Origin of the sequence: Acinetobacter sp. I-MWF, assembly GCF_025433935.1 — a bacterium.
In the GTDB taxonomy this organism is placed as follows: domain Bacteria; phylum Pseudomonadota; class Gammaproteobacteria; order Pseudomonadales; family Moraxellaceae; genus Acinetobacter; species Acinetobacter guillouiae.
Genome location: NZ_JAMBAR010000001.1, coordinates 4,530,318 through 4,554,694 on the forward strand (window position 1 = coordinate 4,530,318; position 24,377 = coordinate 4,554,694).

The 24,377-nt window shown below is 37.9% G+C and carries 26 protein-coding genes; 12 read left to right on the forward strand and 14 right to left on the reverse strand.

Annotation, left to right across the window (positions count from 1 at the left end; all coding sequences use genetic code 11):
• Positions 1–167 precede the first annotated feature (167 nt).
• The 4 genes from tauD to tauA form a co-directional block, all read right to left on the reverse strand.
• Positions 168–1,031 (reverse strand): taurine dioxygenase, encoded by an 864-nt coding sequence (gene tauD, locus M2R48_RS20935; protein ID WP_244014492.1) that lies wholly within the window; start codon positions 1,029–1,031, stop codon positions 168–170.
• Positions 1,032–1,119: 88 nt separating this feature from the next.
• Positions 1,120–1,962, reverse strand: a complete 843-nt coding sequence (gene tauC / locus M2R48_RS20940) for a taurine ABC transporter permease TauC (RefSeq protein ID WP_262087400.1) — start codon at positions 1,960–1,962, stop codon at positions 1,120–1,122.
• On the reverse strand, positions 1,962–2,786 hold the full coding sequence (gene tauB, locus M2R48_RS20945) for a taurine ABC transporter ATP-binding subunit (RefSeq protein WP_262087402.1): 825 nt from the start codon (positions 2,784–2,786) through the stop codon (positions 1,962–1,964). Before tauB ends, tauC begins: the two co-directional genes overlap by 1 nt.
• An 18-nt stretch (positions 2,787–2,804) precedes the next feature.
• Complete coding sequence (gene tauA / locus M2R48_RS20950; RefSeq protein ID WP_004818131.1) at positions 2,805–3,794, reverse strand: taurine ABC transporter substrate-binding protein; 990 nt, start codon at positions 3,792–3,794, stop codon at positions 2,805–2,807.
• 362 nt (positions 3,795–4,156) lie between these two features.
• Here tauA and M2R48_RS20955 point away from each other — a divergent pair, with 362 nt between their 5' ends.
• Positions 4,157–5,164, forward strand: coding sequence for a putative solute-binding protein (locus M2R48_RS20955; protein WP_262087403.1), 1,008 nt, complete (start codon positions 4,157–4,159; stop codon positions 5,162–5,164).
• Between the two features lie 76 nt (positions 5,165–5,240).
• Here the strand turns inward: M2R48_RS20955 and M2R48_RS20960 are convergent, their stop codons facing one another.
• A complete protein-coding gene (locus M2R48_RS20960; RefSeq protein ID WP_262087405.1) occupies positions 5,241–5,510 on the reverse strand; it encodes a hypothetical protein in 270 nt (89 codons plus the stop codon).
• 823 nt (positions 5,511–6,333) lie between these two features.
• Between M2R48_RS20960 and grpE the strand changes: the two genes are divergently transcribed.
• The 6 genes from grpE (at position 6,334) to M2R48_RS20990 (ending at position 10,824) form a co-directional block, all read left to right on the forward strand.
• Positions 6,334–6,873, forward strand: a complete 540-nt coding sequence (gene grpE, locus M2R48_RS20965) for a nucleotide exchange factor GrpE (protein ID WP_004719014.1) — start codon at positions 6,334–6,336, stop codon at positions 6,871–6,873.
• Between the two features lie 166 nt (positions 6,874–7,039).
• Positions 7,040–8,983: a molecular chaperone DnaK gene (gene dnaK / locus M2R48_RS20970; RefSeq protein ID WP_004719012.1), complete on the forward strand. Its 1,944-nt coding sequence runs from the start codon at positions 7,040–7,042 to the stop codon at positions 8,981–8,983.
• 89 nt (positions 8,984–9,072) lie between these two features.
• Positions 9,073–9,435 (forward strand): MerR family transcriptional regulator, encoded by a 363-nt coding sequence (locus M2R48_RS20975; protein WP_262087407.1) that lies wholly within the window; start codon positions 9,073–9,075, stop codon positions 9,433–9,435.
• A gap of 49 nt (positions 9,436–9,484) precedes the next feature.
• On the forward strand, positions 9,485–9,781 hold the full coding sequence (locus M2R48_RS20980; RefSeq protein ID WP_262087408.1) for a putative quinol monooxygenase: 297 nt from the start codon (positions 9,485–9,487) through the stop codon (positions 9,779–9,781).
• Between the two features lie 108 nt (positions 9,782–9,889).
• Positions 9,890–10,306, forward strand: coding sequence for a hypothetical protein (locus tag M2R48_RS20985; protein WP_315972862.1), 417 nt, complete (start codon positions 9,890–9,892; stop codon positions 10,304–10,306).
• Positions 10,307–10,308: 2 nt separating this feature from the next.
• Positions 10,309–10,824, forward strand: a complete 516-nt coding sequence (locus M2R48_RS20990) for a hypothetical protein (RefSeq protein WP_262087412.1) — start codon at positions 10,309–10,311, stop codon at positions 10,822–10,824.
• Positions 10,825–10,833: 9 nt separating this feature from the next.
• On the opposite strand, the gene M2R48_RS20995 is transcribed toward M2R48_RS20990, so the two are convergent.
• Positions 10,834–11,433, reverse strand: a complete 600-nt coding sequence (locus M2R48_RS20995; RefSeq protein ID WP_262087413.1) for a hypothetical protein — start codon at positions 11,431–11,433, stop codon at positions 10,834–10,836.
• A 153-nt stretch (positions 11,434–11,586) separates the two neighbouring features.
• On the opposite strand from M2R48_RS20995, the gene M2R48_RS21000 reads away from it, so the two are divergent.
• Positions 11,587–12,507 carry a matrixin family metalloprotease gene (locus tag M2R48_RS21000; RefSeq protein WP_262087415.1) on the forward strand — a complete coding sequence of 307 codons (921 nt, stop codon included), beginning with the start codon at positions 11,587–11,589 and terminating at the stop codon, positions 12,505–12,507.
• Positions 12,508–12,618: 111 nt separating this feature from the next.
• On the forward strand, positions 12,619–13,002 hold the full coding sequence (locus tag M2R48_RS21005; RefSeq protein WP_154130490.1) for a hypothetical protein: 384 nt from the start codon (positions 12,619–12,621) through the stop codon (positions 13,000–13,002).
• A 108-nt stretch (positions 13,003–13,110) separates the two neighbouring features.
• On the opposite strand, the gene M2R48_RS21010 is transcribed toward M2R48_RS21005, so the two are convergent.
• The 5 genes from M2R48_RS21010 to M2R48_RS21030 all read right to left on the reverse strand — a co-directional run bounded on the left by M2R48_RS21010 (position 13,111) and on the right by M2R48_RS21030 (position 19,530).
• The gene (locus tag M2R48_RS21010) at positions 13,111–15,036 is read right to left on the reverse strand and encodes a TerD family protein (RefSeq protein ID WP_262087416.1); all 1,926 of its coding nucleotides are present in this window, start codon (positions 15,034–15,036) and stop codon (positions 13,111–13,113) included.
• A 236-nt stretch (positions 15,037–15,272) separates the two neighbouring features.
• A complete protein-coding gene (locus M2R48_RS21015) occupies positions 15,273–16,562 on the reverse strand; it encodes a lytic murein transglycosylase (protein WP_262087417.1) in 1,290 nt (429 codons plus the stop codon).
• Positions 16,563–17,258: 696 nt separating this feature from the next.
• Positions 17,259–18,380 (reverse strand): 5-(carboxyamino)imidazole ribonucleotide synthase, encoded by a 1,122-nt coding sequence (locus M2R48_RS21020; protein WP_262087418.1) that lies wholly within the window; start codon positions 18,378–18,380, stop codon positions 17,259–17,261.
• Between the two features lie 16 nt (positions 18,381–18,396).
• Positions 18,397–18,909 carry a 5-(carboxyamino)imidazole ribonucleotide mutase gene (gene purE, locus M2R48_RS21025; protein WP_004718991.1) on the reverse strand — a complete coding sequence of 171 codons (513 nt, stop codon included), beginning with the start codon at positions 18,907–18,909 and terminating at the stop codon, positions 18,397–18,399.
• 282 nt (positions 18,910–19,191) lie between these two features.
• Positions 19,192–19,530, reverse strand: a complete 339-nt coding sequence (locus M2R48_RS21030) for a DMT family protein (RefSeq protein ID WP_004818150.1) — start codon at positions 19,528–19,530, stop codon at positions 19,192–19,194.
• Positions 19,531–19,631: 101 nt separating this feature from the next.
• Here M2R48_RS21030 and M2R48_RS21035 point away from each other — a divergent pair, with 101 nt between their 5' ends.
• Positions 19,632–20,198 carry a hypothetical protein gene (locus tag M2R48_RS21035; RefSeq protein WP_262087419.1) on the forward strand — a complete coding sequence of 189 codons (567 nt, stop codon included), beginning with the start codon at positions 19,632–19,634 and terminating at the stop codon, positions 20,196–20,198.
• Between the two features lie 136 nt (positions 20,199–20,334).
• A complete protein-coding gene (gene mpl / locus M2R48_RS21040; protein ID WP_262087421.1) occupies positions 20,335–21,702 on the forward strand; it encodes a UDP-N-acetylmuramate:L-alanyl-gamma-D-glutamyl-meso-diaminopimelate ligase in 1,368 nt (455 codons plus the stop codon).
• Between the two features lie 47 nt (positions 21,703–21,749).
• On the opposite strand, the gene M2R48_RS21045 is transcribed toward mpl, so the two are convergent.
• The 3 genes from M2R48_RS21045 to M2R48_RS21055 all read right to left on the reverse strand — a co-directional run bounded on the left by M2R48_RS21045 (position 21,750) and on the right by M2R48_RS21055 (position 22,815).
• Positions 21,750–22,127: a hypothetical protein gene (locus M2R48_RS21045; protein WP_004818156.1), complete on the reverse strand. Its 378-nt coding sequence runs from the start codon at positions 22,125–22,127 to the stop codon at positions 21,750–21,752.
• Positions 22,128–22,189: 62 nt separating this feature from the next.
• The gene (locus M2R48_RS21050) at positions 22,190–22,474 is read right to left on the reverse strand and encodes a GNAT family N-acetyltransferase (RefSeq protein WP_262087422.1); all 285 of its coding nucleotides are present in this window, start codon (positions 22,472–22,474) and stop codon (positions 22,190–22,192) included.
• Between the two features lie 53 nt (positions 22,475–22,527).
• Positions 22,528–22,815 carry a GNAT family N-acetyltransferase gene (locus M2R48_RS21055; RefSeq protein WP_004818159.1) on the reverse strand — a complete coding sequence of 96 codons (288 nt, stop codon included), beginning with the start codon at positions 22,813–22,815 and terminating at the stop codon, positions 22,528–22,530.
• A 172-nt stretch (positions 22,816–22,987) separates the two neighbouring features.
• Between M2R48_RS21055 and M2R48_RS21060 the strand changes: the two genes are divergently transcribed.
• Positions 22,988–24,205 (forward strand): sugar transporter, encoded by a 1,218-nt coding sequence (locus tag M2R48_RS21060; protein ID WP_262087424.1) that lies wholly within the window; start codon positions 22,988–22,990, stop codon positions 24,203–24,205.
• Positions 24,206–24,377 lie beyond the last annotated feature (172 nt).

Below are 24,377 nucleotides of genomic sequence, written 5' to 3' on the forward strand. Positions count from 1 at the left end.
ACACCGACAAACACAGCATACCGATACTTTGAACAACAGCTCATTTTATGATTTTTTCTTTAATGTATTTTTTAAATATTGAAGTTTCAAAAAGTTGTATTCAAATTCAGTTGTTTCAAAAATAAAAAACCAATCAAATTTGATTGGTTTTTATAACAAGTTAAACCTTAATCTGCTTGATAAAAAGGTTTATCACCCATCAAAGTGGCTCGATTCATAACACGGTGCTGAGGACGGTAATCATCAACAGCATAGTGGAAGGTACAACGATTATCCCAAAATGCCACATCATTGGCCTGCCACGACCAACGCACTACAAACTCTGGTTTCTGAATATGTTCAAACAACATTTTCAAGACAGCATCGCTTTCTTTGGCTTCGAGTTCATTAATTCGTGTGGTAAAACCCTCACTCACAAATAAAGCTTTACGACCTGTGACAGGATGAGTGCGAATCACAGGGTGGCTAATCGGAGGATGTTTTTTCTTAGCCTGTTCTAGCTTTTCTAATTCGGCAGGATCACCACCAAAGCGATCTACTGGAAATGAACGTGCAATATCATGTGTTGCAGTTAAACCAGACAACATCGCTTGCATCGGTTTGGATAATGCTTCAAACGCCGCTGTTCCACTTGACCAAAGTGTATCTCCACCCCATGCAGGGACTTTTTTTGCACTTAAAATTGCACCCATTGCTGGTGCTTCAAGAAAAGTCACATCGGTATGCCACAGTGCATTATCCCGTAAATCATTTAATTCCGTATCTAAAACCATGATTTCGGGTTGTTCTGGAATATTGGGGTAAATTGGGTGGATGTGTAACTGACCAAATTGACGTGCCAAAGCCGCATGTTGCTGCGCAGTCATCGGCTGATTTCTAAAAAAGATCACCTGATGTTTCAATAAAGCTGCTTCAATCAAAGCCTTTTGTTCAGGTGTTAAAGGCTGATTGAAATTCACACCTTCAATCAGCGCACCAATCGTTGGATTTAATGGGGTAACTTTAAAAATATTTGAAACAACAGTGTTCATTTCTTCCTCGATCATCTCACGATGTATTAAAATGCATCGTTAAAACTAAATATAGCGTCACGCTATCGAACAGTGTAGCGAAAATAACTTACTGAGATTGCTTATCCCAAGGGACTAATTTTCTTTGCAAACGACGCAAACCAATTTCCAGAATAAAGGCAATCACAGCGATAATTAAAATCCCGACAATCACCACATCTGTGGCCAAAAGCTGTGAAGATGATTGCACCATAAAACCCAAACCTTCAGAAGCACCAACCAACTCTGCTGCCACCAAAGTCGACCATCCCACCCCAAGACCAATACGGATACCAGTTAAAATGCTCGGTAAAGAACTTGGTAAAACCACATGTTTAATAATTTGCATTGGGCTTGCACCCAAAGACTGTGCAGCACGAATTTTGGCTTGGTCGACTGAACGGACACCAGTTGCTGTTGCGATAACAATCGGTGCAAAAATTGCCAGATAAATCAGTAGCACCTTGGACAATTCACCAATACCACACCAAATTACAATCAAGGGTAAATACGCCAACGGCGGAATCGGACGATAAAACTCAATGATGGGATCTAAAATACCCCGCACAATTTTATTGCGACCAATCGCAATCCCCACTGGAATCGCAGTGATAACCGCAGCAATCAACGCCGTGCCGATACGACCCAAACTTGCGCCAATATGACTCCACAAGCTAATACTCATATAGCCATTGCTGAACAAATCATTGAAACGCTGCAACACGGCGGTTGGTGATGGTAAGAATAAAGCATCAATCCAGCCTAAAGTGGTGACCAGCCACCAAATTGCAATCAAAGTAATGATCGTGATACTACTGATCAAAGTAATATTGACTTCACGTGGAACCTTCACCGCCACAGTCTGAAATTCAACTGTACGAGGGATCAATTTAGGGTCTAATTGTGCTGTCATTACTCCACCTTTTCCACTTGAGCTTGGTCGCTCTGAGCAACATGGTATTGATCCTGATTATTTTGAATGAATACACAACTCAACACATGCTCTCGCATTTCAATAAACTTGGGATCTGATTTAATACTTCGTGCTGGCTCGCCATTGGCATAGCGTTTAGCAAAATCCAACTCCAGCTTTTCCACAATTCGCCCAGGATTTGGTGCAAGAATAATCAGATCTGTAGCCAGAAAAACAGCTTCTTCAATGTCATGGGTAATTAAGAAAGTAGGTTTGGACGTACTCTTCCAAACATCTAATAATAAGCACTGCATTTGTTCACGAATAAACGCATCTAAAGCACCAAAAGGCTCATCCATCAATAATATTTTAGGGTCAGAAGCCAAAGCACGCGCTAAACCAACCCGTTGACGTTGCCCGCCTGAAAGTTCCCAGATATGGCGTTGCCCAAAGCCTTCTAAATTCACCAATTTAAGTAATGCTTGTGCACGGTTTTGACGTGTTTTTTTATCAACCCCTGCAAGCTCTAAACCAAAAGCAATATTGTCTTCTACATTTTGCCAAGGCAATAAAACATCATCTTGGAACACTACACCACGGTCTCGGCTAGGTGCAATGATTGCTTCACCATCCAGTTTTAAATTGCCTGCTTGTGGCTGAGTAAATCCAGCAATCAGATTTAATAAGGTTGTTTTACCACTGCCTGAAGCACCTAATGCAACCATCAGTTGCTCAGAGCCCAGCTGAAATGACACATCTTTCAGTACCGGTTGTTCAGCACCCGGATACTGTGCTTGTACATGTTCTACAGTCAATACAGCCATGATGAATACTTCCGATCTCTATTTCGATGTTTGAATAAAACGCGTGTTAATAAACTGTTGATAATTTGGAGAAACCTTTCTCACCAGACCTTGTGCTTTTAAAAAGTTCACTGAGTTGACAATATTTTGTGTGGTCCGCCCACCAAGGTATTGAGTGCTTAATTGCGCCTGACGATCTGGATAGGCGGCACCAGCAAGAAGCGCTGGCACATCTTGAGCATCTACGCCGGTAATTTTGGCAATTTTTTGCACTTCAGCTGAGTTGGCCGTCCAACGACTTTTATTCTGGTTATAAGATTGGTAATAGTTCAGTGTCACGGTAGAAAACTTTGTTAAGACCTCAGGATGCTTCTGCGCAAAATCTTTACGTGCCACCCAAACTTCAAATGTAGGTGAACCCCACTGCCCAACCTGCCCTGCATCCGTCATAACCTTGCCAGTTTTCTTAATATTGGCAAGTGCGGGTGACCAGACAAAAGCTGCATCTATATCCCCTCTGCGCCATGCTGCATTAATTTCAGCTGGTTTTAGGTTCAACAACCGTATTTGATTGGTTTTAATATTCCAATGCTGCAAAGCCCCCAATAAACTGTAATGGGAAGTCGAAGCAAATGGGGTTGCCACCTTTTTCCCAATCAAGTCCTGAGGACTATTAATTCCTGAGCCATTTCTCACCACCAAGGCTTCCGCACTTTTCAGATCAGTAGAAATTAAAAACACCTCTATGGGTAAATTATTGGCAACAGCTGCCCCTAACGGACTTGAACCAATCAGTGCAATATCTACAGAACCAGAAGCCAATGCAGTTAAAACCTCTGCACCACTATTAAATAAGCGCCAATCCAGTTTTTCCCCAATCACTTTGTCATACACACCATCAGCCTGTGCAACTTTGGCAGGTTCTATGTTGGTTTGATAACCAATGACGATAGGGCGAGCATTTGCCAAACCACTATAGCTATATAAGCTTATAGCTGAGCAAAGCAAAATCAGTTGCTGAAATTTCATGATCAATGTATGGACTAGAATAAATAAAAAGAGATGGGAATCAGGTTCATGGTACGGTTTTTTTGTATATTATTAAAAATACGTTTTTTAGATTTACTTATACGTTTTATTGATTAACAAAACTTGAAATCTATTTTATTTTTCTAGATCGATCAAAATTAACAAGATTTTAATTAAACCACTAAACCCACAGCAATAAACAAAACAATATCACAATAATAATTTATTAAGATAAACAAATCACATTAACTAAGTTATTCAATGGTTTATTCATCGGAAATAGAGTAAAAACTCTATTTTTATTCAAATAAAATTACTATATTTAGTATAAATAAAACGCGTTTTAAGTATAAGGATATAACATGAAAAAGGAATTTCTTGCCCTTACTACAATCGTATTATTAGGAATATCAAGCACCTCTCAAGCTAAACAAGAAATCTGTGTTTTTGATTTATTAGGGAAAGCTGGTGAATCCTATAAAATGATGGAAGAGTGGGCACTCGCTGCAAAAACATGGAATACCGATGTCCAGCTGATTGCTTACCAAAATGAAGAGCTTGCTGATAAAGATTTTAAAAATGGTAAATGTGATGCTGCCTATATCACCACAATGCGTGCACGCCAATACAATAAATTCGCAGGATCGATTGATGCGTTGGGTGGTGTTCCCACCAATGCCATTGCGCTCAAAGCGATTACCTTTGTCTTGGATAAGCGTAATGTAAAACGCTTAAAAACCACGATAGACAATGAAGAAATAGAAATTGGTGGGATCGGTCAAATCGGCCCTGCCTATATCTTTGTAAATGATCGAGCCATCAATACCATTGAAAAAGGTAAAGGCAAGAAATTCGCAGTATTGGCGTATGACAAAGCGCAAATTGCAATGGTTGAACGTGTCGGGGCAATTCCTGTTCCGTCCGATATTTCCAATTTTATTAAGAAGTTTAATACCGGTGAAGTACCGATGGTGGGTGCACCAGCCTATGCCTTTAAACCCTTAGAAATGGAAAAAGGGCTTGGCTCTAAAGGTGCATTAATCAATTTCCCAGTGCTCAATGTCACTGCTGATCTGGTGTTTAGATCTCAGAAATTCCCAGCTACTTTTGGCAATGACTCTAGAACCTGGTTTATTAAGCAGCTTCCGCGTCAATTCAGTATGGTCAAACGTTTAGAAGAAGGCATCCCAGCCAAATATCGTTTGAATTTAAGTAAAGCAGATACTGAAAAATATCAAAAACTGTTAAGAGATGGGCGTATGGATTTAACCCGTCAAGGTATTTACGATCCAACCATGATGTCAGTGCTTAAACGAGCGCGTTGTACTGTAGATCGAACCAACTTTGAATGTTCATTGGCGGGTGAATAAGGTCTCATCAAAAGTTATTGATAAAAAATCAGGCAATGGAGGCATCCATAAATTGCCTGATTTTTTATTTTAAAATTTACTGAGCTGAAGGTTGTTCAACTAAACTTGGGTCATTGGTTGCTTGAGCAGGTTGTGATTGCTGAATCGTCGCATCGCCCTCAACAGCAGTACCTTGTTGAGTCGGATCTACCGTCGAAGTTTGTGCTGATTGCTGTTGATCTGCAGAACCCATTGGTGCTGATTGGGTTGTTTCAGGTGCTTGGGTTGTTTCACTTGATGTACATGCCGTACTCATGACCGCAACACCAGCCAATAGCATAAAAATAAGACCTGATTTTTTCATCATAAATTCCTTTATCACTCTATCAAAAAACGGCAACACAGGACTGCGTTGTCGTGCTGACTATGATTGCTATTTTTTCTGCAAACTTCGTTGAAGCTTGGTTAGACTTTTAAGGTGTTGCCGTATAAGTTATGCAAAGTTTATTAAATCAATGATTTATATTGACCGATTTTATTTTTCATTATACTTGTTTAATTTCGCTGGGTTTTTTGATGGGATTCAATGTGGTTAGGCAAAAGTCAGCCTGATAAAAGATATACTTTTACCATAAAAGTTTCGCATTACTTACATTGTTAATGACTTTTTACAAGACAAAAAAAAGCTTACCCAAGAAGATTGGATAAGCGATGAAAACGTTGTTCAAACTAAAAAAAGAAACTACAGCCATAGAATCTATGAAGCATGATAATTAAATTATTGCTTTTTCGCAAAGCCTTATTTTCAATAAGTTTAATCGGTTTTACATGTGAGTTAAGCATTTTAATCTGTTCATTCAATTTTAATTTTTGAATTTACTCATCATTTTTGGGCAATAACCGCATCAATTCGCCATAAATTTAAATTTTTAATCTAAAAAAATAATCATTGATTTGATGATTATTCCAACAAAAATATCTTTAAATTTTGGGATTTCTCTCTTAGATCAGCTTTTTTCACTGAATTTCATTAAATAATGTCTAAAACTGCTTGAATTTTAGCGGCTCGCCCACATTTCTTATTCATTAATGAATTAAACGATCATGGCAGTTCAAAAATGAACACAGTGCAAAACTGCTGCCGATAAGGACTGTACATGTTTAAGAACCCATTTAAACGGAGTAAATCAATGGCAACTGAGCAGAATCAAGAAGCCCAAGATATTCAAAACGAGCAAGCCGAACAGCAAACTCAGGCTGAAAATGAACAGGTTGAAGTTACCGTTGAAGCTTTACAGGCTCAAATCAGTCATCTTGAAGAGAGCTTAAAACTCGAAAAAGCACGTACTGCAAATGCAGTTTATGAAGCACAAAAAAGTGTAGAACGTATTCAACGTGATGCTGAAAAGCATAAAGACATCGTGTTAGAAAAGTTTGCGAAAGAATTATTAAATTCTGTCGACAACCTTGAGCGTGCGATTCTCGCAGGTGGTGATGAAGAAACACCTGTACTCGAAGGCGTAAAACTCACCTTGAAATCACTTCTCACCACTTTAGAAAAATTTGGTGTTGTTGAAGCAGATACAACCAATGGTTTTAACGCGGACTTACATCAAGCTGTCGGGATCGACCCAAATGCACAAGCCAACCAAATTGGCACAGTTTTGCAAAAAGGCTACACCTTAAATGGTCGACTACTTCGCCCTGCAATGGTGATGGTTGGTCAATAAGCGTAATAAATAGGAGCTTTTTAAAAATATTTTCATGAATTTTCACAAATCATGACTTGAAAATTTTTGAATGGCTCTCATATCGGATAACAAGAAAATCCCTTTTAACTCCCCTTTGCAAAAAGAGGAAACCAGGGATTCAAAAGAATTTAGAGGAATTTGATTTATGGCTAAAATTATTGGTATTGACTTAGGTACGACGAATTCATGTGTTGCTGTACTTGAAGGCGATAAAGTTAAAGTAATTGAAAATGCTGAAGGTACACGTACAACACCTTCTATCGTTGCATATAAAGATGGCGAAATTCTTGTGGGTCAATCTGCTAAACGTCAAGCAGTGACTAACCCTAAGAATACATTATTCGCAATCAAGCGTTTAATTGGTCGTAAGTATCAAGACCAAGCAGTACAAAAAGATATCGGTATTGCACCATTCAAAATCATCAAAGCTGATAATGGTGATGCTTGGGTTGAAGTAAACGACAAAAAACTTGCACCGCAACAGATCTCTGCAGAAATTTTGAAAAAAATGAAAAAAACTGCGGAAGATTATTTAGGTGAAACAGTAACAGAAGCTGTTATTACAGTTCCTGCTTACTTCAATGATGCGCAACGTCAAGCAACAAAAGATGCTGGTCGTATTGCTGGTCTAGAAGTTAAACGTATCATTAACGAACCAACTGCTGCTGCACTTGCGTTCGGTATGGACAAAAAAGAAGGCGACCGTAAAGTTGCTGTATATGACTTAGGTGGTGGTACATTTGACGTATCAATCATTGAAATCGCTGACTTAGATGGCGACCAACAAATCGAAGTATTGTCAACCAATGGTGATACATTCCTTGGTGGTGAAGACTTTGATAATGCATTGATCGACTATTTGGTTGAAGAGTTCAAGAAAGAGCAAAACTTCAACTTGAAACAAGATCCACTTGCATTACAACGTTTAAAAGAAGCAGCTGAAAAAGCTAAAATTGAGCTTTCTTCATCTAATTCGACTGAAATTAACTTGCCATACATCACTGCGGATGCAACTGGTCCTAAACACTTAGTGATGAATGTAACACGTGCCAAACTAGAAGGTTTAGTTGCTGATTTAGTTGCGCGTACAATTGAGCCTTGCCGTATCGCACTTAAAGATGCAGGTCTTTCGACTTCTGACATCTCTGACGTGATCTTGGTTGGTGGTCAATCACGTATGCCAATGGTTCAACAGAAAGTACAAGAGTTCTTCGGTAAAGAACCTCGTAAAGATGTGAACCCGGATGAAGCTGTTGCGATTGGTGCGGCAATTCAAGGTGCGGTATTGTCTGGTGACAAAACTGACGTACTTTTACTTGACGTAACACCATTAACACTTGGTATCGAAACCATGGGTGGCGTATTAACTGCAATTATTGAGAAAAACACCACGATTCCTGCGAAGAAATCTCAAGTGTTCTCTACAGCAGCAGATAACCAACCAGCGGTAGATATTTCAGTTTACCAAGGTGAACGTAAAATGGCTCAACAAAACAAATTGTTGGGTAACTTCCAATTAGGCGACATTCCACCTGCGCCACGTGGTGTGCCACAAATTGAAGTATCGTTCGACATCAATGCTGATGGTATCTTAAAAGTATCAGCAAAAGACAAGAGCACTGGTAAAGAACAATCGATCCAGATCAAAGCAAACTCTGGTTTGTCTGATGCTGAAATCGAAGCAATGATCAAAGATGCTGAAGCAAATGCTGAAGAAGATCGTAAGTTTGAAGAGCTTGCAAAAGCACGTAACGAAGCTGATGCTTTAGTTGCTTCTGCAAACAAAGCTGTGAAAGATCTTGGCGAACAAGTCACTGCTGATGAAAAAACTGCAATTGAAGCTGCAGTTTCTGAGTTAGAAGTGACTGCAAAAGAAAATGATGTTGATGCGATTAAAGCAAAAACTGAAGCTTTACAAAACATCATTATGCCGATCACTCAACGTGCTTATGAAGCAGCTCAAGGTCAAGGCGGCGCTGAAGGCTTCGATCCTAACCAATTCGGTGGTGATGCAGGTCAACAACAGCAAAAAGCTGATGATGGCGTTGTAGATGCTGAATTCACTGAAGTTAAAGATGACAAAAAATAATTTGTCACTTTAATCTTAGAAAACCGCTCAAGAGATTGAGCGGTTTTTTTATATGATCTATTTTTATCCGTAAAACTATGGAGTCACTTTTGTTTATCTCTGATATCTCTAAAAAAACTGGACTCTCTATCCATACCCTTCGTTATTATGAACAAATAGGCTTACTGAAAAATATCCATCGAAATCAATCCGGACGACGTGTATATACCAAACTTGATCTGGAATGGCTTGAATGGGTAAAACGCTTAAAATCAACAGGCATGCCTTTAGAAAAAATGCAAGATTTTGCCCAATTTCGACTACAAGGAGAGCAAACCTTAAAACAAAGACAAGATCTTCTTATTGCGCATTCCGTTCAATTAAAACAAGAAATTCAAAGACTCAAGCAAGAACAAAGTATTGTTGACTATAAAATTGAAATATATGCACAAAAAATGCTTGAGCTAGAGTGAACTCGAGCAGTTAATATTTTTGACTCACGATTTGAGTTAGGAGTAGACAATGTTAAGTTCAGGTTTTTACATCACCGCAGAATTAAAAATTAAAGATAAAGACAGAATCTTAGAAACCCGTGAAGCCTTACAAGCATTATGTAAGCTCACTCTTCAACAAGAACCGGGATGTAGCTTATTTCAACTGCATCAATGCCAACAACAGCCAACCCGTTTACTACTTTGGGAGCGCTTCGACTCGGAACAGGCTTATCATGCCCATTTTAAACAGTCCTATACACAGCACTATCTTTCCAAAGATTTAACCGAAGTGGTGCAACATTTCGTCAGTGATATTGTGCTATAAAAAATCTCGAAAAATCACTCCAGTCATCGAGTGGTTTTTCTTATTGATCAATTGCCAATCTTCACTAAATCTTTTATCTTAATTATCACAATAATAATGAGTCAAATGATGAAAAACTCTCCTGCTGTATCCAATACAGTATATTACAGCTTGATCATAGCGCAATTTATATTGCCTATCATTGCAGCAGTCATCGATATATACAGTACTGAACCTGAGTTAGAACTTTTGGATAAAACACTCTACCAAGACCCGCAAGCTTGGGAATTGGGAGTGATGTCGATTGTAGGCTTAATCATCCTCATCATCACATTTGGTTTATGTTTAAAAAAAGAATGGGCAAGAAAAGCTTATCTCTATACATTTTTCCCAATATTTATGATTTATTTTATGCCCTTTATGCACTGGATTTACATGACCAGTTATGCAGCGATATTTAACGATCTGGCCTTTGTTTGTTCTGGAATTTTATTGATGATTTTAGTGACTCCATCACTATATCGACCTATTTTTGAACACGATTAATCATGTATAAAACGCTTGCCATCAGCATTGGCTTATATCTCTTTTTAGAGATTCTATGTCATGGTTTTGCATTTTTTGCAGGGAAAATAGTGAGTAAAGCGGATAAACAAAAGCTCAATCATCCTTTGCACCTTGAATTTACACGGCAAACTTTTTATCGCACCATGTTACTGGTCAGCATTGTATTGATGAGCCATTTTTATACTGAAATTGCCTATTTTGAGCAGAATGCTTGGATTCGTTTGACATTGAGTATCAGCATTATTTTACTCATTCTATTTATACTCTGGTGGCTAAATGCTTTTATTCTGCGCCAAGTAGTTTTAAAGCAACAACAACAATCTGTCACTCCGGTATTTAAACAGAAAATTAGCTATATCATGCTGCATCCTTTACAATTCAAAGCTTTATATATCAGCCCTGACTATTTAAAAAGATCTGTTTGGATGAATCGATTACTCAGCGTTTTTGCTTTTATTCTCTTATTTATTGATATCCAAGTCCTGTTTAACGCTTAAATAAACTGATTATGTGAATGAACCTTCCATAGCGATGCCCAAACTCAGCGCGATGATGGTAAATAATCCTTTCATCAACAAAAGTAATCCTGCTAATATGCAAATGATCATGATGATTCTTTGCTTTTTGCTCAGGCTTTCACGTATCTGTAAATTGTATAGACTGTCAGCTTGTTTTTGAATGGATAAATGATCGGTGATCGCCTGAGAAATTTTATCTTCGATAGGATTTAATGACGAACCGTCGAGTACCTCTAAACAATAGTGTCCAACATCCAACTCACAATAAAACATTAGCATTGAAGCACGAGAAAAACCATTTTTACTTGCTCTTGCAATACTTGGTGATAGCTTCACAATCTGCTGAAGATCTGTATTGGTGATTTGAGGATGAATCAATAGCATAGGTGAAAGTTTAAATAATGGACCCTCTTGCCAAATTGCATAGCCGCCCTTTTTGCTGATTTTAAAATTTTTAATTTTTTGATTTAAGGCTAAGTCCAGCACTAAACGTGATCGAAATATAAGAAATAGGCTGTAGAAAGCCCTTATCAAACAAGCGATACCAAGGATTAGAGAAATCCAGCCTAAAATCAGCGTTCCATTCATATTACTGCTTTCCACCTATAAGCTGACTGCTAAAAACATCATCAATTGAAATCAATATTTGTATTGATCACGCAAGCTTTACTTGCTTAAGCATTTGCGATTCTTATATTTTCAGATAAATTATCCACTACAACAATTATTTTTAAATCAATCATGCGTTTTTGGATTCTACTCTGTGTAATTGCCTTTACTGCTTATTTTGCGATACAGCGCATGATGTATCCGCAATTGAATCATAATTCTGCCATTGATCGTATCACGCATCCTTTAGATACCCGTTTACGTTATCGTATTGGCGAGGTAGATCCACGTTTTCATGTCAGTAAACAGCAAGTACAAAATTTGGCACAACAAGCCACCGATATTTGGCATCAAGGGACCATGAAAAGTCTCTTTGTTTATGATGATCATGCCAAACTAACGATTAACTTAATTTATGACGAACGCCAAGCGGAATCTATCGCCAGAAGCCAAGAGTTGCGTATTTTGCAAAATACCCAACAATATACACAAGGTGAAAAGCAAAAAATTCAGCAACTTCACGCTGAATTAGATCGTACCAATGATGAATTGGATCTGCAAAAAACCAATTATCAAAGTAAAGTTGACCAGTATAATCAGTTGATCAACACCCTTAATCAATCCCATCAAAATTTAGATGCCACAGCAAGATTGCAGTTAGATCAGCAGAAAAATCAACTGATCATCGAGCAGAATCAACTCAAACAACAGTTAGATATTTATAATCAAAAAGTCTATGAATTAAACCGTCAAGTTGGACAGCTCAACGCTGTCAATCAACAATACAATCAATCTGTGGATCACTTTAATAGCCGTTTCCAACCACGCCAATTTGATAAAGGCGTATTCGATGGTAAAACCATTAATATCTATGAATTTGCTTCAGATGCAGACTTGCGTGTCACGATTGCACATGAACTTGGGCATGCTTTGGGCTTAGCACACAATAATGATCCTAAAGCACTCATGTACCCAATGATGAAAGAACAAGATTTGAAAAATTTTAGATTAACCACAGCGGATTTAGCCATGCTAAACTCAAGACAACGATAAGCAAAATTTAGCGATGATTATCAATTTTAAATCCATAATTTATTTATGTATTTAAATCAGTTTTATGCAAAATCATGTTATTGTGAATCCCTGAAGCAATAAATTGAGGAGATGACTGTGAGCTATTATCATATTATTTTAGAAGTAAATGATCATATCAGCACGATTGAGCAAACTCGTGATATTGAAATTTTTGATATTACTGAACTTCAACCTTATCTCCATTCAATTCTGCTGCCTTATTTCAACGAACAAATCATTGAACTAGAAGACGACAATGTCGAGTTTAAAGATGTTCTACACCTTGAAATTAAACAGACCTTATTGCCGATTCAGCATTTAATTGAAGAAGAACAAAAACAGTTACCTAGCGATACCGATGTAACCATTACAGCCTATGAAATCTTTAATGATCGTGATCATACGCAGGATGTTACCGCCGTCATTTTAGATGTCCTAGAAGCGGTCAAAATTGATCCTTTTGCAATTGAATAATCCACATAAAAAAAGGTCTGCTTATGCAGACCTTTTAACATTTGGTGAGGGAAAGCTTTGTCACTAATTTCAGAGTAGAAGGAAGCAACGAAATAGCCCTCAGCAACACTATAAATAATTGGCTAAAATATTGTCAATATCTACAGGACGAATTCCTTCATCTACACTAAAAATATGTTCTGCTCGAACTCGTTCAGTGACACGTTGCCCTCTAGCTCGAATATGTAAATCAAATAGATCATAGAGGTTCGGGAAAGTTTTTTCTGTCATGGCATACTGCATCAGCGACATACTGGATAAATGACCAAAAACGGTGTTATCGATACTTGGCGTAGCTGTCATCGCCAAATCTGTCCAAATCACTTCACGCTTTTCTAGGTCAATGATCAGTGGAATGGTAAAACTGCTTTTTGAAGTCACATCAAATTTATGCTGAACCGTGGTTGGTTCATAAATCTGACCTTGTTGTGCATCCTCTCGCATCATAAAACCAGCAAAACAAATAGGTAAATCACAATAATTTTGCTGGGTATAACTATTGATACTCATCATCACATAGCGAACTCCCAGAGATAATGCCTTTGAAATATCAATGTCAATAAATTCAGATGCACCTTGTGGTGCTGAAGTAATATCACCGCTATGCACTGCAAAACTTTCTTTTAAATTATAAAAAGCAATAGTTGCTTTTACTGTATGTTCTGCATCAAAAACCAATGCGGATAAGTCTATATCCACCCTTTCTGAGTCAGTATCTTTCCAATAAATAAAAAACCGAACAGTATTGCCAATATCCAAAGCTAAACGGCTCCCTGCTGCAATGGTTTTCAATGCTTTACTTGCCGCTCGTTGCGCAAAAGGTACACTATAATTTTTCAACTGATCATCCAGATAGCAAGCACCTAATGGTGAGAGTTTACTGAAACGCTGAATAATACTTTGCTCACATAGGGTTGTTATTTGTGTCGTTATGACTGCAGACAAAGGCGCTAAATTATTTTTGATTGCAAATACTTTGGCAGACTGACCTTTTGGGAAAAAGGTTCGATATTTTAAAGTTCGATTTTGCAGAAAATAGTGCTTGATCTGAAACAGCAAAGCGATCGGCACTGCATCTATAACTGTTTTAAATGCATCAAGCAATTGTTGCTGTTGTACAGGAAATTGCTTTAAACAGTGCTGCAGCCTACGCGCAAACTCTCCTGGTCTTTGTTTTAAAAGTTTCACCACATCTTCAAATTGATGGCTTTGTAATGCAATTTCTATCTTTTGGCTGAACCGTTCAGGCTTTTTATTTTCAAAAATATGCTGAAATGCTATACAGGTTTTAGGAAAATGCTTTTGATAACTAAACGGATGTATCCGCTCAATCACACGTTTCCACGGTTCTGGATAACGAAATAAATCTTCCTGAATATTTAGGCAGTTTTCCAACAAAGTTAGTAATATTCGTCGTTGAGACTTTTTCAAAGAAATCAATTTACAAGGTTCTGCTAAACTGACATCACCATCTGACAATGCAACATAAATCCGTAAGACATCAGTTGAAGTCTGTACATGAAGCTGTAACTGTTGCACAGCCCATAATTGCAAACTCAAATATTGAGCGCTGACGATCGCCTGTACTTCTTTATGTTGAAATTTTTCAGGCAAATATTGCAACCCTTTAGATCCAAAATCTCTTATTAAGTAGATAAGATCTGCATGATCCTGCTGATTTAACGATTTTTTTGTATTTAACAGGTTTGAAAATAATGTGGTTAATTCAGTGCCATCCGCAAGATCCAATACATTGAGAATCCTTTTGTTTAATGCTTTTCTAGGCTCAATTTGATATTCAGGTAAGAGACGTATTCCCAAAAAATCACCAAGATAATGGGCAAATGCATTTTGATATAATTCTGACTCCGACATTTCATATACTTGTTGCGGAAAATTTGGATACATGGGTTTATATTTCACATGTGCCCCATACATCTTTTTAATACAACCCAAAGTATTTTTATAAAATTCATCGAATTGCGTATCAGACAATTTTAATATTTCAGTTCAGAGCAACTAAAACCAATTCTTTCAAAGTTTGCCAATAAATTGATTAATTTATGAATGGATTGACTCGACTGTCCCTGTGAAAGCTTGATTTTGTTAAATCTTCTGATTAAAAGTTCATTATTCATTGTTATGACTTTCTAAAATTTATAAATTACATCATAAAAGAAAAACCTGATTATTCATCAGGTTTTTCGCAAAAATCATGCAAAACTGTTTGATTAACGCATCATATTCTTTGCAGCTTCATTTCTAAAAGCTTTTAAAATCTGTTGCCCTGCTCGACCTGTTGGACTCAATCCTAACTTCACTTGCTCTTGCTGAATAGCCTGACGCGTTTTATCGCCAATCAAGCCATCTGCATCGCCAATCGCATAGCCTTTTTTCAATAAGTAATTTTGAATTTCTCGGCGCTCTGTACGAGATGTTCCTGCATCGTCAGTTGGCCATGCGGTTTGAAAACCGCCCTTGCCTTGTAAACGATCAGACAAATGCGCAATTGCCAGTGCATAACTTTCCGCAGCATTGTACGAATAAATTGCATCAAAGTTTTTAAACACCAAGAATGCTGGACCATTTGCACCCGCAGGCATCATTAGACCAGCCTGAGCGCCTTCCGATAAATTGCCTTGAATGATTGGAGTACCATCAACACGAGTAAAACCACGATTTACCCAAGTGCTCAACGATTTTTTATTACGACGACTTTCGCCACCTACAGAGGCACCAGCTGGGATTTTTACTTCAAAGCCCCACGGCATTCCGGTTTGCCAGCCACGTTTTTTCAAAAAATTTGCTGTTGATGCCAAAGCATCCGAAGTACTTGAAACCAAGTCGCGTCGACCATCACCATCAAAATCTACGGCCAACTCTTCATACGTTGAAGGCATAAATTGAGTATGACCAAATGCCCCTGCCCATGAACCTTTTAACTGTTCTTCGCGTAAATCACCTCGTTGTAAAATACGCATTGTGGCAAAAAATTCACCTCGGAAATAACCTTGTCGACGCCCTTCACAACTTAAAGTTCCCAACGCTTGTAATAAAGGATATTTTCCTGAAATGTCACCAAAATTACTTTCCACGCCCCAAACAGCAACAACCGTTTCTGCTGGAACGCCGTAAGCTGCTGAGACACGGTTTAAAACTTCACGATGCTGAGCCAGCATTTGACGGCCTTTCTCTACCCGCTCGTCATCGACCAAACCTGAAAGATAATCCCAAATCGGTGTTGAGAACTCAGGTTGATAATCCAGTTTGCTAATGACCGAATAATCAGGCGTTAGATTTTGCGTATAACGATCAAAGGTTGTCCCACTAACACCTGAACTGATTGCTTGCGAACGTAAATTTGCAATACAGCTTTGAAAATTAGAATTGGGTGTATAGCTTGTATTCGGTGTTGTTGTAATTGGTGAGCTAGACACAGCCTGACCGTTAATGATTAATTCAGCATTGGCATGCGATGCTGCCAACAAAACAGATCCACAAATCAAAGTTAAATGACGCATAATATCCACAAAATGGTTTTAAATTTAAATTATGTGAATACCATAGCAGTCTGTGAATAAAATGACAGATGTAAAAACGTAAATTTTGAATTCATTTTTCGATTTTAAATTCATAACCCACAGTTCACTGTTTTGAATTTAAATATAGTTATCCACACCCCAGCAAACTTATCATTTTTTAAATTCAAAACTTTCACACAAATTTAAATTCAAAAAACATCATTATTTTAGCAACCTTAGCTTTAAATTTAAAATTCCACTCAATCCCATAAAAACTCGCTTAAGTGTTTATTTTTATCCACAATTTGGATTTTAGATTGGTGAATAAAAACTTATCCACAGTCGTTATTTTCACTTCGAGCAAGCAAAAGTTTAAATTTAAAGTTTTAAATTCAAAAAACACCTTCAAGTTAATTTAAATTCAAAGTGGATAACTTTTTGGGTTTTGCTGTTAATACTTTTAAATTCAAATGTTCTAAACCCTTTAAATTTGAACTTTGAATTTAAAAATAGATGCTTGCTTTTCTGTTTATTGAAGCTGTTTTTATCATCATTCTTATTTTTATAGCCCCAGAAAATGATCCATTTTTGGATCATTGCTTAGCGATAAAATAGGGGGAGCGTCATGATACAGAACAGCAGAATAGAAAAAAGCGGGCAAGAGTTTGACCGCTTTTTTTACATACAAAATCAAGCTTAAATGTTCATATCTTCGCTTAATGACAATGGATTCGGTAAAATCTTCGCCAATTGACGACATAAAGTCGTTAATTCAGCAGCATCATTTGGCATCAGGGTGATATGACCAATTTTACGACCTTCACGTTCTGTTTTATTGTAAAGGTGTAAATGTGCACCTTTTAACGCTAAAACATCTTCGGATTTCGGGTGTTGCCCAATGATATTTACCATCACTGTTGGTCGAACCACTTCGGTTGAACCGAGTGGTAAACCTGTCACTGCGCGAATGTGATTTTCAAATTGCGAACATACTGCGCCTTCAATTGACCAATGCCCAGAGTTATGCACACGTGGAGCCATCTCATTGGCATATAAGCCTTTTTCAGTCACAAACAATTCAAGTGTTAACACACCGACATAGTTCAAATGGTTTAACAAACGGGTGATGTATTCCTGCGCAACGGGCTGTAAATCAGCACTGTTTGGAGCAGGAACTATTGAATGCGAGAGAATACCATTATGATGATGATTTTCAGCCAAAGGCCAAGTTTTTACATCACCATCAATACCACGCACCGCAATAATTGAAACTTCACGAGAAAAAATCACAAAACTTTCAGCGATTAATGATCCTGCTGGCCCCAACTCAGCCCATGCCTGATCAATTTGATCGACTGAACGCAGTACAAATTGACCTTTACCATCATAACCACCTGTCGCAGTTTTAAGTACGATTGGTAAGCCTAATTCACTCACTGCAAGCTTAAGCGTCTCCAATGAATCGACTGCTTTGTACGGCGCAACAGGAATTTCCAGCTCATCAAATAAAGCTTTTTCAGAAAGACGATGTTGTGCGATTGCTAAAGCTTGGCGTGGCGGATACAGATCTTTTTGCTTGGTTAATACATCAACATCAATCAATGGCGTATTTTCAAATTCCAAACTAAAAACATCTGCACTGGCAATAAAATCTTGTAACCCATTTTCAGCTTTAGTGCTAAAAACTTGTCCCAATATTGCAGATGGACAATCCGCATCAGCTTCAAAAAATGTGCATTGGATATTTAATGGGAGCGCAGCTTGCGCCATCATACGGCCGAGTTGACCACCACCAAAGATACCGATGGTTTTATTCATAACCTGTGTCCCGTTTTTAAGCTTGACCCGGAATATTTTTACTTGCCACTTTATCGGTTTGAGCGGCACGGAAATCTGCAACATTTTTTGCAATTTCAGGGCGAGTTAAACCTAAAATTTGAGCAGCCATGATTGCGGCATTGGTTGCACCCGCAGGGCCAATTGCCAATGTGCCAACTGCAATACCTGCAGGCATTTGTACAATAGACAACAAAGAATCAACGCCATTTAAAATTGAAGATTTCACAGGAACACCCAATACAGGCAAATCTGTTTTTGCTGCGCACATTCCTGGTAAATGTGCTGCACCACCAGCACCAGCAATAATCACCTGAATACCACGTTCACGTGCTGTTTCAGCATATTCAAATAAGCGGTCTGGCGTACGATGCGCAGAAACAACTTCGGCTTCAAAAGGAACACCAAGCTGTTTCAGCATATTGGCAGTGTTTTCGAGAGTTGCCCAGTCTGATTGAGAACCCATAATAATTCCAACGAGAGGAGCGTCTTGTACAGCGGCCGCATTCATTGCATATATTCCATAAACGAATGTAAGGAAGTTTAAATACTGGTGATCAGTGTTTAAATGAATATCAAGAAGCTCGCTATTATAGACTGATTTTTCATCTCACGAAAATTTAACAGACGTAGGAAGTCAATTTTTTTTAAAGCAGCAGCCTAAAAGCCGTTTGATTTGAGAATAATTATGATCTCGAACTCTTAAGCAGCAGGAAAATTGCTAAAGAATGGGACATGAGATGAATATGCTGTCTGAGTGAAATCCGTTTTAATTCACATCATCACAGCTCATCTACTGGCTTCTAAACACAAAAAACACGCAGCCCATCAAACATAAACCCGCCCATAAATAATCTAATTTAAATGGTTGTTTAAACAAGAAAATCATAAACGGAACAAACACCAACAGTGTGACCACTTCTTGGGTGATTTTCATTTGCCCCAACGACCAACCATGTTGCGCCAATAGACGTGTTGCGGGAATCATAAAGCTGTATTCAAGTAAGGCAATGATCCAACCAAACAAGATCGCTTGCCACAGAGGTGCATCATGTAAGAATTTTAAATGCCCATACCAAGCCAAGGTCATAAAACAGTTGGAGATAATTAGTAATAAAAGGGGGAGGGACATGCTATACAACCTAAATTTTGGTGATATTTTAACAAATGCGGTGTAAAATTATTCGTATCCTGACTATTACAATCCAAAACGACTATTTTTTAAAAAACCATATGAAAAATTTATTAAATACCATATTCAATTTATTAAAAAAGTTTTTTTCAAAATCAAATTCTGAAAATCCAAGTTCTATTGCTGAATTACCAGAAATTAACCTCGCATTTGCAGATTTAGCCAATATGTTAACGATGGAGAAACAAAATCCTATCCCAAATATTGAATTCTTTGATCATTTAAATATGGATTATTCAATAGAAAGTATTAAACATATTGATGAATATTTACTTTCAATTGGTAATTATAATCTTGAATTAGATAATAAAATTATCCCTGTTGTGGTTAGAACAGCTGCTTATGTTGGAGAATCTATTCGTAAAAATGATCATATGAAAAAATGGTATTGGATTGATTTTGAAACGGCGAAACAAAAAGAACCCCATTTTTTTAATGATATTGAAAACTCACTTGAATTCGCAGCTATTTTAACAGATGGAAATAGCCAAGCTTTTCCTTTGAATAAAGTTATTAAATTTTTGCAAAATGGCAAAGAAGATAGCCTATATTTCTTTGCCATGACAATGTTGAGTTTTGATGAGCCTAATGCTAACGATCATGTTTAATTCTAATTGATTTTATCCTTACAAGAAAAACTATCTTTTCGCCTTAACCCTTGCTATCGTTGCTTTCAAATCAAATGAAACGGCTACACCACAACAACAAAGTGATGTGTCTATAAAAGCACTGGAGTTAACACGAATGCATCTGCATATTTTGGGTATTTGCGGCACCTTTATGGGTTCATTGGCGCTATTGGCGCGTGATTTAGGACATAAGGTCACCGGTTCAGATGCGAACGTTTATCCACCGATGTCGACCCAACTCGAAAATGCTGGCATTACCTTAATGCAAGGCTATGACCGTAGTCATTTACAACCACATCCAGATCTTGTCATTGTAGGCAATGCAATGAAGCGTGGTATAGATGCGGTGGAATATATGCTCAATGAAGGTTTAGCATATATTTCAGGTCCACAATTCCTTGCTGACCATGTTTTACAAGGCAAACATGTGCTTGGTGTTGCCGGTACCCATGGTAAAACTACCACAACAACAATGCTGGCTTGGGTACTGGATCAAGCAGGTTTAAATCCTGGCTTTTTAATTGGTGGTGTACCTTTAGGCTTTAGTGAAAGCGCACGTTTAGGTGGTGGAAAATATTTCTGCGTAGAAGCAGATGAATATGACTCTGCTTTTTTTGATAAACGCTCTAAGTTCGTACATTACCATCCAAAAACTGCGATTTTAAATAATCTTGAATTTGACCATGCCGATATTTTTGATGATCTAGCAGCAATTCAAAAACAATTCCATCATTTGGTCCGCACCATTCCAAGTGAAGGTCGTATCATTGCCCCGATCACTGAAACCAATATCGATGAAGTGTTGCAAATGGGTTGTTGGACACCTGTTGTAAGGACTTCACTTGACGCCAATAACAGTGCTGAAGTTTATGCTGAACAGCTTTCTACAGATGGTTCACATTTTAAAGTGCTTCAACACGGCGTAGTAAAAGGTGAAGTGAAGTGGAATATGACAGGACAACACAGTGTTGCCAATGCTTTGGCAACCATTGTAGCAGCTGAACATGTCGGCGTTTCAATTGAAACAGCATGTGAAGCCTTATCGAATTTTGGTGGGGTGAAACGCCGAATGGAATTACTTGATACGGTGAATGGTATTGAGATATATGATGACTTTGCCCATCACCCAACTGCGATTGATACAACGCTTGAAGGTGCACGTAAACGTTTAGGTGAACGTAAACTTTGGGCAATTATTGAACCACGTTCAAACACCATGCGTATGGGCAGTCATAAAGATGGCTTGGCACATTCTGCACGTCTTGCAGATGAAGTGATGTGGTATCAACCTGAAGGTTTGGACTGGGATTTACAGCCTGTCATTGACGCTGCAACCAATAAAGCCGTTGTGGCTCGTACATTGGATGACATTATCAGTACCGTTGTTACACAAGCAGGTGAAGGCGATGCTGTGGTGATTATGTCCAATGGTGGTTTTGGTGGATTACATCAAAAATTGATTGCAGCATTAAAAGCAAAATAAGTCGAAATAACGTGTAGAAAACCCACAAAATTTTGTGGGCTTTTTTTTTATTGATTTACTGAGGGTGTACTTTCAATAAGTTTAAAATCCTTAAGCTTGACCCAACCTTCAACCAGATCATCTTCTATATTTTGATTTGGATCATTAAATATCACATAAACCCAGTGTTGTTTTTTTCTGTCTTTATAGATTGAATAAGCCGTGACATTATCATTTTGAAGCACAAAAGTATCATTCATCTTACAGATGTTTTTGGGCGCTGAATAAAAATAAATACGATGTTTAGATTTGCCTAACAACTCCCAACGGGGCTGTATTTCTTGCTCTTTTTTATAGGTTTGTAAATTTAATTCAAAACAACTCATTGCTAAACTGAACGATGAACTGCTCAATAACAATACAGTGATTATCATTTTTTTAAACATGTTTAATCTTCTAACCGAATCTGAATCTGAACGGCCCAATGAACATTGGGCACACAATAAAGCTAAGCTTTCACATCAACAAAACTTTTATCACGTCTAAACATGACTTCGACATAGGAACAAGTGGGTACAATTTTAAGCTGCTTTTCACGTGCAAACTCAACCAAAGTATCCAACAACTGACGCGCAATTCCTTGACCACGCAAGGAGTCATCTACCCAAGTATGGTTCGCAATGATCTGATGTGCACCATGCCATAAATAACTGATCTCAGCAATTCGCTTACCTTGTTCATTATCAAAGTAAAATTCGCCTTTTTGTTGATTATCTACATGTTGGAATTGCATATATTCTTTCTCATGGATGTTCTATAACACAATTCCACTGTAGCAAAGCAAACTTAAGATTTCAAAACATCATGAATCGATTGATCTTTATCAAATACTGATTTTGAAAAAGGGCAGAGTGGAATAATTTTCACATTCTTTGAGCGAGCCATCTCTACAACTTGATCTAATAATTTTCGACCTACACTTTGACCACGCAATTCATCTTCTACAAGTGTATGGTCAATAATCAACATATTTTCACCTGCCCATGTATATGCCATTTCAGCCAAATGGTGACCTTCTTCACCAATATAAAATTCACCTTTTTTACCATCATCTTTATGTCTGATTTCTAACATTTTATTTACTCTTATATACGTTTAAATTTATAGGCCTATTCAAAATGCCATAACTATATTTGAATTATTGTTAAATTTTGTCTGACAGTTTTATTTTTGATACAACAAACTTAGCTTAACTTTATCCACAATTCAGCCTAAAATTTAGCGCTAACCTCTTTTAATATTGACCATGTCTGCCTTATCTCCCCAAACTCCAGCACCACAATCTGCCCCCAGTGAATCCCAGCAATGGATCAGTGTGATTAGCCTTGCTTTCGCAGCATTTATTTTCAATACCACAGAATTCGTTCCTGTGGCTTTACTGAGTGACATTGGAAAAAGCTTTGCGATGCCTGCAACTGATGTTGGTATCATGATTACTCTATATGCATGGGTTGTTGCACCCATTTCATTGCCGATCATGTTATTGACCAAAAATATTGAACGGCGCTTTTTACTGATCATCTTATTTATGGTTTTTGTGGCCAGTCATGCATTATCTTATTTTGCATGGAGTTTCGATGTACTCCTGATCAGTCGAATTGGTATCGCATTTTCTCATGCTTTATTTTGGTCAATCACTGCATCACTGGCAGTGCGAGTCGCACCCAAAGGTAAGGAGTTTCAAGCTTTGGGGCTATTGGCTACAGGTACGGCATTGGCGATGGTTTTAGGTATTCCATTTGGACGAATGATTGGTGAATCTTATGGTTGGCGTAATACTTTTGCCTTGATTGCAATTGGTGCGGCTATCGTTTGCGTTATCTTAGCCAAAACATTGCCACGCTTACCAAGCGTCAATTCAGGTTCTTTGAGTAGTTTAAAAGTATTTTTAAAACGCCCAAGCCTGATGATTGTTTTTGCTCTGACCATTATTGTGATTACCGCACAATTTACCGCATACAGTTATATCGAACCTTTTGCTCTGAATGTTGCGCATTTTAGCTCGACACAGACCACAACCTTATTATTAATCTATGGCGCAGCAGGTTTCTTTGGCTCTTATTTATTTGGTAAATTTGCCAAAAAATATCCCAAACTTCCAATACCGTTAAGTAGTGCTGTACTGGCTGTTTCGATGTTATTGCTGACTTCACTGAGTACTGATTTTACCAGTTTTAGTCTACTGAGTTTATTTTGGGGCATGGCGATTATTTGCTTTAGCTTAGCTCAACAAGCCAAAACCTTGGCTTTAGCTTCTGATGCCACTGATGTCGCGATGGCAATTTATTCAGGACTTTACAATGTAGGTATTGGTGGTGGTGCTTTGCTTGGGGGGCTAGTAACCACCAATTATGGGCTTAATCATATTGGCATCGTTGGCGGTATAATCGCTGTTCTTGGGACCCTGTTAGCTTTAGTGCTTGTACAACGTAAAGATTTTATTCAAAAAAATAGGGTCTGTTGACAATTCGTCTACGTTTGCGACTACGTGTGTTTTTAGGCGATACTAGGCGCGAAATACGAAATTTAGTCATTCTAAATGAGTAGTTCGTAACGACGTAGCGACAAAAAACACGCTAGTCCCGAAGGGTTGTGGTTAAAATTATCTCAGCCTTCGTTATGAAACTCGAAAATAG